The sequence below is a fragment of the Bradyrhizobium hipponense genome (genome assembly GCF_008123965.1).
Taxonomy (GTDB): domain Bacteria; phylum Pseudomonadota; class Alphaproteobacteria; order Rhizobiales; family Xanthobacteraceae; genus Bradyrhizobium; species Bradyrhizobium hipponense.
Map to the genome: position 1 here is coordinate 1 of NZ_VSTH01000118.1, position 1,345 is coordinate 1,345.

The 1,345-nt window shown below is 61.5% G+C and carries 1 protein-coding gene; it reads right to left on the reverse strand.

All coding sequences use genetic code 11. The annotated features are described in order from the left end of the window. Window positions 1–183: 183 nt before the first annotated feature. Window positions 184–1,287, reverse strand: coding sequence for a transposase (locus FXV83_RS30450; protein WP_148743279.1), 1,104 nt, complete (start codon window positions 1,285–1,287; stop codon window positions 184–186). Between the last annotated feature and the right edge of the window lie 58 nt (window positions 1,288–1,345).

Below are 1,345 nucleotides of genomic sequence, written 5' to 3' on the forward strand. Positions count from 1 at the left end.
CCCATTGGCGCTAAAATAGTTTGATCATGGCCTGGTAGCGTCGCTTGCGTCTGGGCGGCTCGCGTAGATGTCGCTGGAGAGCAGAGCTGGCGGTGCGGAGGAGAGCGATTGTGGGCTGGGGAATGATGGACTGGCGCAGCGTTAGAACAAGCTGACGCAGCAGGCGCCACGTTGCGGGCTTGGTCAGGCGGCCTGAGCCAAGCGGGGAGAGTCCTCGAGTTCGTCCAGCAGCGGCTCGAGCAATAGAATGATCAACAGATGGGCAAGGATGTGCGGTCTGGCGGACCGCTCATCGGTTCCGGGAGGTCCCTTCAGGCCAATCAGGCTCTTGAGCCGCTTGAAGCCGAGTTCAATGCGCCATCGCAGCCGATAGAGGGCAAGGACATCACTCGTTGAGAACTCCTTTGGCTTGAGCGAGGTTACCAATATCACCCAATCTGCGGCATCGAGTGTTTGCCTGGAGAGCTGATGGCCTCCCTTCTGTGCCGTCCGGCGCGCTTTGCGTCGTGCGGTCGCGGCGGCGTGCGCCGGCTTCTTGACGGCAACCAGACGTACAGCGAGCGGCGGCGCGCCAGATTTGCGCTTTATCCAAATCGGCCTGTCGATCAGGCCGCGTGTCGTGGCCTTGCGCAGTTCGGCAGTAAGATCAAGCAGATCACCATTGGCATCAAGCCAACGTGCGCCCTTCCAACCGGAGCGGATTACGAAGTCCGCACCGCCATCGAGCAGATGCGCCATGCGCTCCGGTTGCAAATAGGCGCGATCGGCAAGACGGATTTCGCCAGCGATCACCGGTATCCGATCCAGCGTCTCGCCCGCTCGTTGATCGGTCAGCTCGAAGTGACCAAAGCGCTCCCGCGGAAGATCGAACGCGCTGTGGACACGCCACACCGCGTTCTTGTTCCTGCCGCCCGTCCCGGCCTTGGGGACCGTCGTGGCGTCAACAATACGGATCAGGCGGCCACGGCTCGCCTGCGGCGCGCCGCTCGCCAGCGCTTGCCCTATCAGTTGCGTCAGCCAATCTCCGCAGTGACGCAGGCGATACAGCAAGGCCACGTTGGAGATATCGACAAGGCCAACCGACGTTGCCCATGCCGCTGTCAACCGCAGACCTCGCTCGCCAAGACAATACGCCAGGATCAGCCGCAGCAAATCGACCGCATTCCTGATCCCCCGCGGACGAACAAACGCCTTCGTCTCGCGCGCGCTAACGTTGAGGGCCTCCGCCCCACCAAGCCGGACGACAACACCCGCCCAGTCTTCGTTCACAAGCGATTCGTGTGCCATCCCAATTTGGAATCACAAGTGAATCCAATGCGCAAATCCTATTTTAGCGCCAATGGGC